At 74.2% G+C, this 14,538-nt stretch carries 11 protein-coding genes; 9 read left to right on the top strand and 2 right to left on the bottom strand.

Annotated features, from left to right (window positions below; genetic code table 11):
- The first annotated feature begins 51 nt into the window (after positions 1 to 51).
- The 4 genes from ACGFSH_RS18450 (at position 52) to ACGFSH_RS18435 (ending at position 4,371) form a co-directional block, all read left to right on the top strand.
- Positions 52 to 1,248 carry an amidohydrolase family protein gene (locus ACGFSH_RS18450; protein WP_393349672.1) on the top strand — a complete coding sequence of 399 codons (1,197 nt, stop codon included), beginning with the start codon at positions 52 to 54 and terminating at the stop codon, positions 1,246 to 1,248.
- A gap of 32 nt (positions 1,249 to 1,280) precedes the next feature.
- The gene (locus ACGFSH_RS18445; RefSeq protein WP_393349670.1) at positions 1,281 to 2,417 is read left to right on the top strand and encodes an acyl-CoA dehydrogenase family protein; all 1,137 of its coding nucleotides are present in this window, start codon (positions 1,281 to 1,283) and stop codon (positions 2,415 to 2,417) included.
- 9 nt (positions 2,418 to 2,426) lie between these two features.
- The gene (locus ACGFSH_RS18440; RefSeq protein ID WP_393349668.1) at positions 2,427 to 3,326 is read left to right on the top strand and encodes an acyl-CoA dehydrogenase family protein; all 900 of its coding nucleotides are present in this window, start codon (positions 2,427 to 2,429) and stop codon (positions 3,324 to 3,326) included.
- 532 nt (positions 3,327 to 3,858) lie between these two features.
- On the top strand, positions 3,859 to 4,371 hold the full coding sequence (locus tag ACGFSH_RS18435; RefSeq protein ID WP_393350056.1) for an ATP-binding protein: 513 nt from the start codon (positions 3,859 to 3,861) through the stop codon (positions 4,369 to 4,371).
- Between the two features lie 463 nt (positions 4,372 to 4,834).
- Here the strand turns inward: ACGFSH_RS18435 and ACGFSH_RS18430 are convergent, their stop codons facing one another.
- On the bottom strand, positions 4,835 to 5,761 hold the full coding sequence (locus ACGFSH_RS18430; RefSeq protein WP_393349666.1) for a cyclase family protein: 927 nt from the start codon (positions 5,759 to 5,761) through the stop codon (positions 4,835 to 4,837).
- A 103-nt stretch (positions 5,762 to 5,864) separates the two neighbouring features.
- Here ACGFSH_RS18430 and ACGFSH_RS18425 point away from each other — a divergent pair, with 103 nt between their 5' ends.
- The 3 genes from ACGFSH_RS18425 (at position 5,865) to ACGFSH_RS18415 (ending at position 9,079) form a co-directional block, all read left to right on the top strand.
- Positions 5,865 to 6,779 carry an SDR family oxidoreductase gene (locus tag ACGFSH_RS18425; RefSeq protein ID WP_393349664.1) on the top strand — a complete coding sequence of 305 codons (915 nt, stop codon included), beginning with the start codon at positions 5,865 to 5,867 and terminating at the stop codon, positions 6,777 to 6,779.
- A gap of 82 nt (positions 6,780 to 6,861) precedes the next feature.
- Positions 6,862 to 8,010 carry an acyl-CoA dehydrogenase family protein gene (locus ACGFSH_RS18420; RefSeq protein ID WP_393349662.1) on the top strand — a complete coding sequence of 383 codons (1,149 nt, stop codon included), beginning with the start codon at positions 6,862 to 6,864 and terminating at the stop codon, positions 8,008 to 8,010.
- Positions 8,011 to 8,029: 19 nt separating this feature from the next.
- The gene (locus ACGFSH_RS18415) at positions 8,030 to 9,079 is read left to right on the top strand and encodes a Zn-dependent alcohol dehydrogenase (protein ID WP_393349660.1); all 1,050 of its coding nucleotides are present in this window, start codon (positions 8,030 to 8,032) and stop codon (positions 9,077 to 9,079) included.
- A gap of 1,293 nt (positions 9,080 to 10,372) precedes the next feature.
- On the opposite strand, the gene ACGFSH_RS18410 is transcribed toward ACGFSH_RS18415, so the two are convergent.
- A complete protein-coding gene (locus tag ACGFSH_RS18410) occupies positions 10,373 to 11,425 on the bottom strand; it encodes a GlxA family transcriptional regulator (protein WP_393349658.1) in 1,053 nt (350 codons plus the stop codon).
- 71 nt (positions 11,426 to 11,496) lie between these two features.
- On the opposite strand from ACGFSH_RS18410, the gene ACGFSH_RS18405 reads away from it, so the two are divergent.
- Together ACGFSH_RS18405 and ACGFSH_RS18400 are read left to right on the top strand one after the other, a co-directional pair.
- Positions 11,497 to 12,822: an MFS transporter gene (locus ACGFSH_RS18405; RefSeq protein ID WP_393349656.1), complete on the top strand. Its 1,326-nt coding sequence runs from the start codon at positions 11,497 to 11,499 to the stop codon at positions 12,820 to 12,822.
- 156 nt (positions 12,823 to 12,978) lie between these two features.
- On the top strand, positions 12,979 to 14,508 hold the full coding sequence (locus ACGFSH_RS18400) for a multicopper oxidase family protein (RefSeq protein ID WP_393349654.1): 1,530 nt from the start codon (positions 12,979 to 12,981) through the stop codon (positions 14,506 to 14,508).
- Positions 14,509 to 14,538: the final 30 nt, after the last annotated feature.

The following is a 14,538-nucleotide window of genomic DNA, read 5'->3' as shown; positions in this document are numbered from 1 at the left end:
TTGCGGTCGGCGCGCCGGACGAGCGGCGCGCCACCGGGCGGAGGGGAAGCCATGAGCACCGAACTGCCGCGCATCGTCAGCGTCGACGACCATGTGATCGAGCCCGCGCACCTCTTCGCGACCTGGCTGCCGCGCAAGTACCGAGACCGCGGGCCGCAGCCCCTCACCGCCGGGATCGGCGAACTCGCCTACGTCGCCGGGAAGTACCGCATCACCATGGACCCGGACGGCCCGCCCACCGACTGGTGGGTCTACGAGGACCTGAAGTTCCCGTACAAGCGCAACATCGCCGCCGTCGGCTTCGACCGCGACGAGATGACCCTGGAGGGCATCACCCGCGAGGAGATGCGCCGCGGCTGCTGGGACCCGCAGGCCCGGCTGGCCGACATGGACCTCAACCACGTCGAGGCCTCGCTGTGCTTCCCGACCTTCCCCCGCTTCTGCGGCCAGACCTTCGCCGAGGCGCACGACAAGGAGGTCGCCCTCGCCTGTGTGCGCGCCTACAACGACTGGATGGTCGAGGAGTGGTGCGGCGGCAGCGGCGGCCGGCTGATCCCGCTGTGCCTGATCCCGCTGTGGGACGTCGGCCTGGCGGTCGCCGAGATCCGGCGCAACGCGGCCCGCGGGGTGCGCGCCGTGACCTTCTCCGAGATCCCCAGCCACCTCGGGCTGCCGTCGATCCACTCGGGCTACTGGGACCCGTTCTTCGCCGTGTGCGAGGAGACCGGCACGGTCGTCAACATGCACATCGGCTCGTCGTCGCAGATGCCCGCCGCCTCACCGGACGCGCCCCCGGCCGTCCAGGCGTCCCTGTCGTTCAACAACGCCATGGCGTCGATGATGGACTACCTCTTCAGCGGCGTCCTGGTCCGCTTCCCGCGCCTCAAGCTCGCCTACTCCGAAGGTCAGATGGGCTGGATCCCGTACGCCCTGGAGCGCGCCGACGACGTCTGGGAGGAGCACCGCGCGTGGGGCGGCGTCCGCGACCTCGTGCCCGAGCCGCCGTCGACGTACTACTACCGGCAGATCTTCTGCTGCTTCTTCCGCGACAAGCACGGCGTCGCCTCGCTGGACGCCGTGGGACGCGACAACGCGACCTTCGAGACCGACTACCCGCACGTGGACTCGACCTTCCCGCACACCAAGGAGGTCGCCCTCGACCACGTCAAGGGCCTCGACGACGAGACGGTCTACAAGCTGATGCGGGGCAACGCGATCCGCATGCTCGACCTGGACCTCGACAAGTAGCCGGCGCGGCGCCCGAAGGAGGGACGAGGACCATGGACCTCTCGGACAGCCCCGAGGACGCCGGGTTCCGGGCCCGGCTGCGCGAATGGCTCGCCAAGACGCTGCCCGCGCTCCCGCCGAAGCCCTCCCCGGACGACTGGCCCGGCCGCCGCGCCTACGACCTCGGCTGGCAGCGGATCCTGTACGACGCCGGATACGCCGACGTGCACTGGCAGGCCTCGCCCGGCGTCCGGCTGATCTTCCTGGAGGAGACGGAGCGGGCGGGCGCGCCCTACGTGGGGGCCGGCTTCGTCGGCCTGCTGCACGCCGGCCCGACGATCGCCGCCGAGGGGACGGCCGAACAGCGGGCCCGCTGGCTGCCGCCCGTCCTGCGCGGCGAGGAGGTCTGGTGCCAGGGCTTCAGCGAGCCCGGCGCCGGCTCCGACCTCGCGGCCCTGCGCACGCGCGCGTGGCGCGACGGCGACCACTACGTGGTGAGCGGGTCCAAGATCTGGACCTCGCACGCGGAGGTCGCCGACTGGTGCGAACTCCTCGTCCGCACGGACCCGCGGGCGCCGAAGCACAAGGGCATCACCTGGCTGGCCCTGCGCATGGACGCCCCGGGCGTCACCGTACGGCCGCTGCGCACCCTCGCCGGCTCCACCGAGTTCGCCGAGGTCTTCCTCGACGAGGTGCGGGTGCCGGTCGGCGACCGGGTGGGCGCGGAGAACGACGGCTGGCGGGTGACGATGGTGACGCTGTCCTTCGAGCGCGGCACCGCCTTCGTCGGCGAGGTCGTCGCCTGCCGGCGTGTGCTGGGCGAACTGGCCGCGCGGGCCCGCCGCGACGGGCGCTGGGACGACCCGGCCCTGCGCCGCCGGCTGGGCCGCCTCAACGCCGAGTTCCGGGCGCTGTGGCGGCTGACGCAGTGGAACGTGAGCGAGGCGGAGGCCGCCCGGGGCAAAGTGCCCGGCGTGGGCGGCTCGGTGTTCAAACTGCGGTACTCGCAGGCCCGCCAGGACCTGTACGACGCCGCCGCCGAGGTCCTGGGCGACACGGCGCTGGACCTCGGCCACCCCTGGGTCCGCGACCGGCTGTCCTCGCTGTCGTACACCATCGCGGCCGGCACCTCGCAGATCCAGCGCGACATCGTGGCCGAACGGATCCTGGGACTGCCGAAGGGGAGGTGAGCGTCCGCCATGCGCTTTCGACCGACGGACGACCAGCGGGCGCTGCGCGAGGGCGTGCGCGCCCTGCTGGGGCGGCGCTTCGACCGGGAGGCCCTGCGGGCCGCCGTGGACCGGCCGGGGCGCCTGGACCGGGCGCTGTGGCGCGAGCTGGGCGCCGCCGGGTTCTTCGCGCTGCGGCTGCCCGAGGCCGACGGCGGAGTGGGACTCGGGCTGCCGGAAGCGGCGTTGGTCTTCGAGGAGGCCGGACGGGCCCTGCTGCCGGGCCCGCTGCTGGCCACGCACCTCGCGGCGGGCGAGGTGCCCGGCGCGGCCGAGGGGGAGACGGTCGTCGCGGCCGTCGACGGCGGCGGCCTGGTGGAGTGGCTCGCCGGGGCGGACGTCGTGCGCGGCGACGCCGCCGGCGCCGTGCCGCTGGACAGCGTGGATCCGCTGACCCCGCTGCACACGGTCCCCGCGCGCGGGGCGGCCGATCCCGTCGCGATCCTCCTGACCGCCGCGGAGCAGCTCGGCACCGCCACGCGCGCCTGCGAACTGGCCGTGCAACACGCCCGGGCGCGTGAGCAGTTCGGCCGGCCCGTCGGGGCCTTCCAGGCGATCAAGCATCTGTGCGCGGAACTGCTGGTGCGGGTCGAGACGGCCCGCGCCGCCGTCTACGCGGCCGCCGTCACCGGCGACCCGGCCGACATCGCGGCGGCCCGGCTGCTCGCCGACGAGGCCGCCGTGCGCGGCGCGCGCGACTGCCTCCAGGTGCACGGCGGCATGGGCTTCACCTGGGAGGCGGACGTCCATCTGCTGCTGAAACGGGCCTGGGTGCGTACCCGCCGTGCGGGCGGCGGCACCGAGAGTGAGGAGCTGCTCGCCCGGGATCTGCTGGCCGCGACGGACCGTCAGGGGGCCTGCCTGCGGTGACGGTCGGTCCGGCGGGCGGACGTCCGCGGGGATGTCGCGGATCGTGGCAGAACGCCGTCACGGAGCGTCGAGACCGGGTTGTGTCCGATGCGTGACCCGTCACGGCCCGGAGTCGGCGGGCGGCTCCGGTACCTTCTGTGGGATGCGAGTGGTTCCGAGCATGAGCCATGCCGGCGGTGCCCCTGGGGCGGTGCCGGATCCGGCGGTGCGCGCCGCCGCTCGCAGGGCGGACGGGCCGTGGGCCCCCGCCTGTTCGACTCCCCGCAACGAGCGTCGCACAGTATGCCGCACGGGTACTCCTTCGCGATGGAATATGCCCGAAGCGCTTGTTGGGGTGACTGTATGTCAACCAAGCTGTCTCCTCAGGGATTCACGTTCCGTCACCCTGCCTCTGGCTGTTGTTCTGGCCATGCAGAAAATGGCTACGATCGTGGCCCCCGTCGTCATGGTGCCCACGCGGCTCGCGTGGTTCGCATGGCGCACGGCCATGTGTCCGCCGGTTCGGATGGTGTGAGCGGTGCAGGTGCTTCAAGTGCAGCTGGAGATCCGGCCCGACCCCGCTGAGGTGGGGCGCGCCCGCAGGTGGGCCCGTTCGCGCCTCGCCGGGTCCGGGATAGGGGACGAGGAGCCGCTCGCCGAGACGCTGATCCTGCTCGTCTCCGAGCTGGTCACCAACGCGGTGGTGCACACCGGCTGTCCGGCGGTGCTGCGGCTCTCCCTGCCCGCCGTCGCGGGCGAGCCCTCCGTCGTCCGCCTGGAGGTCGCGGACGCCAGCGACCGCGCCCCGGTCCCCCGGTGCGCCGGCGACGAGTCGACCGGCGGCCGCGGCCTGGCCCTCGTCGACGGGCTCGCGGACCGCTGGGGCTGGAGCGTCGAGGGTGCGGGCAAGCGCATCTGGTGCGAGCTGGACCGCTGCGGCGCGCCGGGCCGGATCACGGCGGACCGGAGCGGCGTCGCCGAGTGCCCGGTCGTGGCCGAACGCGCCCTCGCGGTGCGCCCGAAACCCGCGCCGGCTTACGGAGGCCGCGCCTACGAGGTGGTGTGACGGGCCGTCGGCGCACGCGCGCGGCCGTGTGCCCGGTGCGGCGCACGGCCGGGAAACGCCCGGCGGGGCGCGGTGCGTGGATGCGGAAGGCGCTGCCGGTCCTTCCTCCGTCCGGGAACGGTGCGCCCGGCCGTGCTTCCGTGCGCGCCCACTGTGAATCGGACGTAAGTAACAAATCGCCGTCCGGGTGTTGACGTGCGTTGTCCGTTTGATCACGCTTGTGGGCAGCGATTCGCCGCGAGGGGACGGCGAGGGCTTCGGTGACGGGAGCCCTTGCCGAGCGTGGGTCGTGATTCGGCGTCGAAGGCTTCCTCAGGGCCCAGGGGAGCTGGGGGGGGAACGCCGGAGTCGGATGGCGGTGTGCGGTGCCGTGCTCGGGGCGGGCGGCCGCGCACCGCCGGCCGACGTCCTCGCGCGGTCCCGCCCGTCGCGCCCGCCGCCCCCGGAGCCGCCCCCGGGGTCCTCAGAGCACGGCCACCGGCGCCACCGGGGTTCCCGTCGCGCCGACGAACGGCTCGGGCATCGCCGACAGCAGGAAGGCGTAGCGGCCGGTTTCTCCACAGGCTGTGGACAACTTTTCGAGATTCCAGTTCTGCCCTTGCAGCATCCCCATCTCCACCAGGTGCAGCGCGTGCACGGGCAGCCACAGGTCCTCGATCTCCGGGGGGAAGATCTCGAACGTCAGCGTGTCGTCGGCGACGGCGGCCACGTCACGGGCGTGGAACCACTCGGGCGTGCGGACGGACAGCCCCGGGGACGGAAAGCCGTACCCCTGCCGGTCGCCGCTCAGATAGACCTGGATCTGCCCGGTGCGCACGAGCACCACGTCCCCGGCACGCACGCGCGTGCCCGCCAGTTCCTCCGCCGCGTCCAGGTCCTGCGGGGTGACCGCGTGACCGCCCGCCAGCCGGTCGACGCCCCGCGCGCGGGCCACGTCGAGCAGCACCCCGCGCGAGACGACGTGCGGCGCCTTGTCGATGCCGCCGAACGCGGCTCCCCCGTGCGCCGTGATCGTGGCGGCCGGACGGCCGTTGTAGAGCCTGCCCGAGTGCGACACGTGGGACAGCGCGTCCCAGTGGGTGCCGGCCTGGAGGCCCATCGTCACGGCGTCGTCGCTGCACGCCACCGTGGCCGGCCCGAAGATCTCCTGGTTGATCTGCACCATGGCGTGCAGCGGGTTGACCCGGCCGGGGATCAGCCCGGTCTGCACGCCGTCCTCCCGCAGCGGCAGCGCCAGCGGAACGCGCCGGCCGGTGCGCACCTCGGCGACCGCGGCGCGCACGACGTCGTCGGTGATCAGGTTCAGCGTGCCGATCTCGTCGTCGGGCCCCCAGCGCCCCCAGTTGTTGACGCGTTCGGCGATGTCGCGGAACTCGGCCGGCAGTGTCATTTCCGTGCCTCCCCGGGGCTTGTCCCCGACTCTCCGACAGGTCAGTCTGGTCCTCGCATCCAGAATCTAACGGTCCGTCAGAAACTTTGGGAGGGGGTCGGGCATGGCGAACTTCCTGGCCGGCAAGGCCGTCGCCGTCACGGGCGCGGGACGGGGCATCGGACGGGCGGTGGCGCTCGCGGCGGCGGCGCACGGCGCACGGGTCGTCGTCAACGACTACGGCGTCGGCGTGGACGGGGCCGCACCCACCAGCGAGATCGCCGAGGCCGTCGTCAAGGAGATCGAGGCGGCGGGTGGGGAGGCGGTCGCCGTCGCCGACGACATCTCCACGATGGCGGGCGGCCGGCGCGTCGTGGACACGGCCCTGCGGACCTACGGGCGGCTCGACGGAGTCGTGTGCGTGGCCGGGATCCTGCGCGAGCGCATGCTGTTCAACATGTCCGAGCAGGAGTGGGACCCGGTCGTCGCCACCCATCTCAAGGGCACGTTCACGGTGTTCCGGGCCGCGTCCGCGGTGATGCGCGAGCAGCGCTGCGGCACCCTCATCGGCTTCACCAGCGGCAACCACCAGGGCTCCGTGTCCCAGGCCAACTACAGCGCCGCCAAGGGCGGGATCATCTCGCTCGTGCGCAGCGCCGCGCTGGGCCTGCACAAGTACGGCGTGACGGCCAACGCGGTGGCCCCCGTGGCCCGGACGCGCATGTCGGCCGGCGTCCCCATGGAACTCGCCGAGATGGGCGAGCCCGAGGACGTGGCCGCCTTCGTGGTCTACCTGCTGTCGGACCGGGCGCGCGAGGCGGGGGTCACCGGGCAGGTCTACACCGTCGCGGGGCCCAGGATCGCCGTGTGGGCGCAGCCGAGAGAACTGCGCTCGGCCTACGCCGAAGGGGGCCCCTGGACGCCGGAGCGGATCGCCGACGTGCTGCCCCGCACCGTCGGTGTGGACCCCATGCCGATGCTCGCACGGCTGGAGGAGATGGCCCGGGCCGCCCGGGAGGGGCACCGCCCCAACGCCTGACCGCCCCGCGCGGCCGCGCCTCGGCCCGGGCCCGCCCCGGAGGGGCTGCGGCCGCCCTCGTCCCATGTCCAAGGAGGGGAACGTGGACTTCGGATTCACGCCGGCGGACGACTCGTTCCGGGCCGAGGCCAGGGCCTGGCTCGCCGAGCACGTCCCGCGGGCCGGCGACCGCCGGGCCTGGGAGGGCGTCCTCGGGGCGGCGGGCCGCATCGGGATGGGATGGGGGGAGGACGGGTACGGCAACCGGACCGCGACCCTCACCCAGCAGGTCGCCTGGGCCGAGGAGTACGCCCGCTCGGGCGCCCCGCCCCGCTCCGGGCACATCGGGGAGAACCTCCTCGCCCCCACCCTCCTCGCCCATGGCACGGCGGAGCAGAAGAAGCGCTTCCTGCCGCCGGTCGCCGCCGGCGCCGAACTGTGGTGCCAGGGATACAGCGAACCCGGCGCGGGCTCCGACCTCGCCGGCGTGCGGACGCGCGCGGAACGCGCCCCCGACGGACGGTCCTACCGGATCACCGGGCAGAAGATCTGGACGTCCCTCGCCCACGAGGCCGACTGGTGCTTCGTGCTCGCGCGCACCGACCCGCGGTCCACACGCCACCACGGGCTCACCTTCCTGTTGCTGCCCATGGACCAGCCCGGCCGGATCGAGGTGAAGCCCATCCGGCAGCTCACCGGCACCAGCGACTTCAACGAGGTGTTCTTCGACGGCGCCCACGCGCGGGCCGAGCACGTCGTCGGCGCGGAGGGCGACGGCTGGCGGGTCGCGATGAGCCTCCTCGGCTTCGAGCGCGGCGTCTCCACGCTCGCCCAGCAGATCGGCTTCGCCGAGGAACTGGCGCGGGTGGTGCGCACGGCCGTGGCGTGCGGCGCGGCCGACGACCCCGTCGTCCGGGAACGGCTGGTGCGGCTGTGGGCGGAGTTGCGCACCATGCGGTGGAACGCGCTGCGCACGCTGGGCGGTTCGGGCGGGCCGGGCGCGCCGAGCGTGGCCAAACTGCTGTGGGCGGGATGGCACCAGCGGCTGGGGGAGACGGCGGTGCTGGTGCGCGGAGCGGCGGCGAGCGCCGGCCCGGCGGACTGGTCGCCCGCCGCGCCCTACGAACTCGACGACGCCCAGCACCTGTTCCTGTTCTCGCGGGCCGACACGATCTACGGCGGCTCGGACCAGGTCCAGCGCACGATCATCGCCGAGCGCGTGCTCGGTCTGCCCAGGCAACCCAAGGGATGAGGCGGAGGGGAGCAGCGTGATGCGAGGCGTGGTGTTCGAGGGGGAGCGGGCCGAGGTCGTCGACGATCTGGAGGTGCGCGCGCCGGGCCCGGGCGAGGTGCTCGTCGCGGTCGCGGCGGCCGGGCTGTGCCACAGCGACCTGTCGGTCGTCGACGGGACGATCCCCTTCCCGACGCCCGTCGTTCTCGGGCACGAGGGCGCGGGGGTGGTGGAGGCGGTCGGCGCGGGGGTCTCCCACGTCGTGCCGGGCGACCATGTCGCCCTGTCCACGCTCGCCAACTGCGGCGCGTGCGCTCAGTGCGACCGGGGCCGCCCGACGATGTGCCGGCAGGCCATCGGACGGCCGGGGAAGCCGTTCACGCGCGCGGGACGGCCGCTGTTCCAGTTCGCGGCCAACTCCGCCTTCGCCGAGCGGACCGTCGTCAAGGCGGTGCAGGCCGTCCGCATCCCGGCCGACGTCCCGCTCACGTCCGCCGCGCTGATCGGCTGCGGGGTGCTGACCGGGGTCGGGGCGGTGCTCAACCGCGCGCGGGTGGGCCAGGGGGAGAGCGTCGTCGTCATCGGCACGGGCGGCATCGGGCTCAACGTGCTCCAGGGCGCGCGGATCGCGGGCGCGTCTCGGATCGTCGCCGTCGACGCCAACCCGGCGAAGGAGGCGGCGGCGCGGCAGTTCGGGGCCACCCACTTCCTGACGTCGGCGGACGGCGTGCGGGACGTGCTGCCGACGGGCGCGGACCACGTCTTCGAGTGCGTGGGCCGCGTCGAGCTGATCCGCACGGCCGTCGACCTGCTCGACCGGCACGGCCAGGCGGTGCTGCTGGGGGTGCCGCCGGCGACGGCCGAGGCGTCCTTCCTCGTCTCCTCCCTGTTCCTGGACAAGTCGATCCTGGGCTGCCGTTACGGAGCCTCGCGCCCTCAGCGGGACGTCGCCCTGTACGCGCAGCTGTACCGCGAGGGCCGGCTGCTGCTCGACGAACTCGTCACGCGGACCTACCCGGTGGAGGACTTCGAGAAGGCCGCGGCGGACGCGGAGGCGGGCCGGGTGGCCCGCGCGGTGCTGACGTTCTGACGCCGCCGCGTCCCAGGCCCGAGGAGGCCCCTCACGAAGAGGCCGCTGAAGGCGTCCCCGAGTTGTCCACAGGCTGCGGAAAACCTTTGGGGCGATGTCGGCGCCGACCCCTACGGTCGGGGCATGAGCTACCGCGACGTCGCTTCCCGGCAGGTCCTGACCTGGGCCTGCACCGCCGTCGGCGCCCGCATGCCGGTCGCCATGGCCCCGCTGGCGCTGGTGTTCCTGGTGCGCGAGCGGCCGGGCGGGTACACCCTCGGAGCCGTCCTCGCGGCGGCCTACGTCGCCGGGGAGATCGTCGGCGCCCCCGTGCTCGGCCTGCGGCTGCGCCACGAGCGCGCCCGTGGTCAGCTGGCCGCCGGGCTCGCGACGGGGGCGGTCGGCTTCGCGGGCCTCGCCGCGGCGCCGGGTGCACCCGCCGCGGTCCTCGCCGCGTTCGCGTTCCTGGCCGGCGCCGCCCCGGCCGCGTCCGCCGGCGGCCTGCGCACGCTGCTGACCGAGCTGGTCCCCGGCCGTGCGGTGCCGCAGGCACTGTCCGCCGAGTCGACGCTGATGTCCGGCGTGTGGGCCGTCTCCCCGGCAGCGGTCACCGGCCTCGCCCTGGGCGTCGCCCCGCGCGTCCCGCTGCTCTTCGCCGCCGCGCTGATGGCGGGTGCCACGGCGGGCCTGTGGCGGCTCCCGGCCGTCTGGGGCGCGCACGGGCCGGACGGAGAGGGCCGCGGAGGCGCCCCGCTCACGAGGGTGCTGGCGGGAGCCTGGCCGGTGTACGTCACGGGCGCGGCCAGCCTGACCCTGCTCGGTCTGGCCGAACTCATCCTGCCCGCCCTGCTGGAACAGCGCGGGATCGGCGTGGGCTGGTCGGGGCCGCTGCTGGCCGGGCTGGCCGTCGGCGCGGGGCTCGGCGCGTTCGTGTACGGGCTGCGGGCCTGGCCGGGACGGCTGCGCACGCGAGCCGCGGTGCTGATGTCTGGGACGTCCGTCTGCGTGACAGTGGTCGCGCTGGCACCGGACACGCCGGGGATCGCGGCGGCGCTCGCCGTCGGGGGCGCGCTCCAGTCGGGCGCGATGCTCACCCGCAATCTGGCCCTGCGCGAGGTCCTGCCGCCCGAGGCCCTGGCGGCGGGCTACTCGGTCATGTACGCGGCGGCAGGCGCGGGTTACGCGGCCACGGGCTCCCTCGCGGGCGTCCTGCTGGACGTGGTGGCGCCGTCCACGGCCGTGCTCGCGGGCGTGGGGCTGACCCTGGCGCTGACCGCCGTCGGCTGGGCGGGCGAGGCGCGCAGGGAAGCCCGGTCACCGCGGGACGGCCGGCCTGTCGTGGCCCTGGAGGGAGGTGTCCCCGGGCCGCGGGGAAGCGCCGCCGGTGCGGAAGGTGCGTCGATACGCGGTGGGGGTGACCCCGAGGGCGGCCTGTAGGTGCTGGCGCATCGACTGGGCGGTGCCGAACCCGGCGTCGCGGGCGATCCGGTCCACGGACAGGTCGCTGGACTCCAGCAGCTGCCGGGCCCGTTCGACGCGCTGCCGGGTGAGCCACTGACCCGGGCTGATCCCGGCCTCCTCGCGGAAGCGGCGGGTGAACGTCCGCACCGACATGGCCTCCTGCTCGGCCATGTCGCGCAGCTGGATCGGCTCGTGCAGGCGGTCCAGCGCCCAGGCGCGCGCGGCGGTCGTGGTCGCCTGCCGCGGGTCGGGCACCGGGCGCTCGATGTACTGCGCCTGACCGCCGTCGCGGTGCGGGGGCACGACGGTGCGGCGGGCGACGTCGTTGGCGACGGCCGTGCCGTGGTCGCGGCGCACCATGTGCAGGCACAGGTCGATTCCCGCGGCCACGCCCGCCGAGGTGAGCACGTCGCCGTCGTCGATGAACAGCACGTCCGGGTCGACGTCGATGCGCGGGAAGAGCCGCTGGAGGCGGTCGGCGTCGGCCCAGTGCGTGGTGGCGGGCCGGCCGTCGAGGAGACCGGCCGCGGCGAGGACGTACACGCCGGTGCAGATGGAGGCGAGGCGTGTGCCGGGCCGGATCCGGGCGAGCGCCGCGGCCAGCTCGTCGGTCAGGACGCCCTGCTCGAAGACCGGGCCCAGCTCGTAGGAGGCCGGGACGATCACGGTGTCGGCGGTGGCCAGGGCCTCGGGGCCGTGCGCGACGTCGACGGCGAAGTCCGCGTCCGTCTCGACGGGGCCCGGCGGCCGCACGGAGCACGTGACGACCTCGTACAGCGGCCGGCCCCGGGCGTCCCTGGGGCGGCCGAAGATGCGGTGCGGGATGCCCAGCTCGAAGGGCAGCAGACCGTCGAGCGCGAGCACGACGACCCGGTGCGGACGGAAGGAGACCTCGTCGACAGCCATGGCCCGATCCTAGCGAATGCTGTCTTTCGGGCCACTCGTCGTGCGCGCGCGGGTGGCCGAAGCTCGTTGTCGTGACTCAGACAACCGAAACGCCCGCGGCGGCAGGGCGACCCCGGCAGGACGGACCGCCCCGCTCCCGTGTCCACCGGGCCTGGTTCGTCGCCGCCGTCACCTTCGTCACGATCATCGGAGCGGCGGCGTTCCGCTCGCTGCCCGGACTGCTCATCGACCCCCTGCACGCGGAGTTCGGCTGGTCGCGCGGCACGATCGGGGCGGCCGTCTCGGTCAACCTGGCGCTGTACGGGCTGACCGCGCCCTTCGCGGCGGCGCTGATGGACCGCTTCGGCATCCGCCGCGTCGTCGCCGCGGCGCTCACCGTGATCTCCGCCGGCTCGCTGCTGACGGTGTGGATGACGGCCGCCTGGCAGCTGATGCTGTACTGGGGTCTGCTCGTGGGGCTCGGCTCGGGCTCGATGGCGCTCGCGTTCGCCGCGACGGTCACCAACCGGTGGTTCACCGAGCGGCGGGGTCTGGTCAGCGGGATCCTCACCGCGGCCTCCGCCTCCGGCCAGCTGATCTTCCTGCCGCTGCTGTCGTGGACGGTCACGCGCCACGACTGGCGGCCGGCCGCGGTGACCGTCGCGCTGGCCGCGCTCGCCGTCGTCCCCTTCGTCTGGCTGCTGCTGCGGGACCATCCGGCCGACGTGGGCCAGAAGCCCTACGGCGCGCGGGAGTTCGTGCCCAAGCCCGCGCCGGTGCCGGGCGCCGCCCGCCGCACCCTGCGGGTGCTGGGCTCCGCGGTGCGCACGGGCCCTTTCTGGCTGCTGGCCGGCACCTTCGCGATCTGCGGCGCCTCGACGAACGGCCTCGTGCAGACCCACTTCGTGCCGGCCGCCCACGACCACGGGATGCCGGTCACGGCGGCGGCCTCGCTGCTCGCCGTCATCGGGGTGTTCGACGTGGTCGGCACGATCGCCTCCGGCTGGTTCACCGACCGGTTCGAGGCGCGCCGGCTCCTCGCGGTGTACTACGCGCTGCGCGGCGTCTCGCTGCTGTTCCTGCCCATGCTGCTGGCCCCTTCGGTCCACCCTCCGATGATCTTCTTCATCGTCTTCTACGGTCTGGACTGGGTGGCCACGGTGCCGCCCACCCTCGCGCTGTGCCGCGAGCACTACGGCGAGGACAGCGCGATCGTCTTCGGCTGGGTCCTGGCCTCGCACCAGGTGGGCGCGGCTCTGGTGGCCTTCCTGGGCGGCGTGGCGCGGGACGCGTTCGGCTCGTACGACGTGGTCTGGTACGGCTCCGGGGCGCTGTGCGCCGCGGCCGCGCTGATGGCGCTGGTCATCCGGCGCCGGCCCGCCTCCGCCCCCGGCCTCCCGGCGCCGGCCGCGGCCTGAGGACGACGGCGACGGCGATGGGTGAGGGGACAGGGGGGAGGGGGAGGCGGTGGGGGCGCAACCCGCCGGTGGTTACTCCACGTGCCGGGCCGCGACGTTCCGTAATGTGAGGGTGCTCCGACCCGCTCTGCCGTTCGCTGCCCGTGGAGGCCCCTCATGCCAGCACTGTCCCGTCGTGGCGTACTGAAAAGCCTGCCGCTCGCCGCCGGGGCGGTCGTGGCCGCGGGGGCGGCGAGTCCGCCCGCGGCGGCGCGGGAGGCGGCCGACCCGCCCTTCCCCGAGCCGGAGACGCGCAGTTCGTCGCCCGACACCGGGCGGCTGAGGACCGAGCTGAACGTCCGGTTCGCCGACCTGGACATCCCCGGCGTCGGGCGGGTGTCCACGCGCACCTACGAGGGCGCCGTGCCGGGGCCGACGCTGCGCGTGCACCCCGGGGACTCCCTGGAGATCACCCAGGTCAACGCACTGCCGGCGAACGGCGGCGGAGCGCACCAGGAGATGAACGTCCCCCATCACTTCAACTCCTTCAACCTCCACACCCACGGCCTGCACGTGGACCCGACGGGCGAGGCGGACAACGTCTTCCGCGTCTTCGAGCCCGCCGCCGTCCGGGGCGCGACCACCGCCCACGTCAGCCGCGTCGACGTGCCCGCCGGCCATCCGGCGGGCACGTACTGGTACCACCCCCACCACCACGGATCCACCGCCACCCAGGTGCTGGGCGGCATGGCCGGCGTGCTCGTCGTCGAGGGGGACGTCGACGAGGTCCCCGAGATCGCCGCCGCCCGTGAGGTCGTCGTCTGCATCAGCGAACTCAAGGTGTCCGGCGGGCGGGTGCCGGAGCTGACCTCGTCCGGCGTCTACGACGGCATCGCCTCGACGTTCCTGGTCAACGGCGTGAAGAACCCCGTGCTGACCATCGCGCCGGGGGAGATCCAGCGCTGGCGGATCGTCAACGCCGGCGCGCTGACGGCGCACTTCCTCAGCCTGGCCGGGCAGGAGATGCACCAGATCGCCTGCGACGGCGTCACCTTCATGGCCCCCGTCGCGACCACCGGCCTGACTCTGCCCATGGGCGGCCGGGCCGACATCCTCGTCCGGGGCGGCGAGCCCGGCACCTACCAGCTGACCGGCGGCGGCCCCTCCCAGCACCTGCTCACCCTCGTCGTCACCGGCGCCGCCCGCTCGATGCGGCTCCCGGCCCGTCTGCCCGGCCGGCCCCCCGAGCTGCCGGAGCCCACCCGCACCCGGACGCTGACCTTCCGCAGCTACGAGAACGTCTTCTCCGGCGCCTTTCCGAACGCCTACCGCATCCTGGGCGACGGCGAGACCCCGCCCGCCGTCTCACCGGGCGGCCGCTCGGACACCGCCTGGGGCCGCTACTCGTCCGACCACGTCAATCAGCGGGTGCGGCTCGGCGAGGTGGAGGAGTGGACGGTCGTCAACGACTCGCACCTGCACAGCCACCACCCCTTCCACCTGCACACCAACCACTTCCTGCTGACCGCCGTGGACAACCGCCGGCTCGCCACGCCGGTCTGGCACGACACCGTCACCGTCCCGCCGAAGGGCTCGGTCACCTTCCGGCTGCGCGCCGAGGACTTCACCGGCCGCTCCATGCTGCACTGCCATCAGCTCCAGCACGGCGACGAAGGCATGATGCAGATCGTCGAGTACGTGAACTGAGCCGCTGCCGACGGCGCAGGCGCCGGCCCG

This window comes from Streptomyces sp. NPDC048481 (genome assembly GCF_043200075.1).
Taxonomy (GTDB): domain Bacteria; phylum Actinomycetota; class Actinomycetes; order Streptomycetales; family Streptomycetaceae; genus Streptomyces.
This window is presented reverse-complemented; position numbering and strand designations above follow the sequence as displayed.